Raw genomic sequence first — 645 nt, 5'->3', positions numbered from 1 at the left:
TGGTGGTGGTGGGTTCAGTATCAGGCATCTCCATGATCATTCTCCGATGGCCGGATTGGCCGTCTCAAGAACGTTCGCCAGCGCAAAGGAAGGTCCTCAGGCGCCTGGCGACCAACTCGAGCCGCTCGAAGTCCTCCGCCAGAGTGGCCGCTCTTGCCGAAACCCGCCGCTTCAGGTTCCTTATGCGGGACGGCTGTAATGCGCCCTGATTCTAGAAGGGCTCACCGGCGTAAGCGCCGCTCCGCCTTCGCCAGTTCCTGATCTGTGAAAAGCGCGCGCCACGGTTCACGAAGCGCGATCGACTCGATCGCGAGATCGAGGCGGTTCAGAAGGGCGAGGCGATGAAAGCCTTCGGATGGAGGAGCTGCCATCAGCCGCCGCGCGGTATCGATCGCGCCGTGCTCGCCGAGCATCTGCAGCATACCGGTTGGCCGGTAGCCGATCCGCTCGCACTGCCGGTAGGTCTCCATGAGCTCTTCCGCGAACGCGGCCTCGGTCGGTATAACCCGGGGCGATCCACCGCTAGCCGAGAACAAGTCTCCCAAAGCCGCTGCGGACGCCTTGAGCCAGACTACCAATTCGCGGATCGCGAGGAGGCCCTGCTCGACCGCGCCGCGCTCTTCTGAAAATGGCCGCATTGGATCG

Annotated in this window: 1 protein-coding gene; it reads right to left on the bottom strand. The window is 63.4% G+C overall.

The features are described from left to right. Positions 1–221 precede the first annotated feature (221 nt). On the bottom strand, positions 222–645 hold a 424-nt coding region (locus FE851_RS26485), incomplete at its 5' end, for a hypothetical protein (protein WP_186378995.1).

This window comes from Sphingobium sp. B2 (genome assembly GCF_007693735.1).
In the GTDB taxonomy this organism is placed as follows: Bacteria; Pseudomonadota; Alphaproteobacteria; order Sphingomonadales; family Sphingomonadaceae; genus Sphingobium; species Sphingobium xenophagum.
Note: the sequence above shows the minus strand (reverse complement) of the source record. Positions and strands in the feature narration are given on the sequence as shown.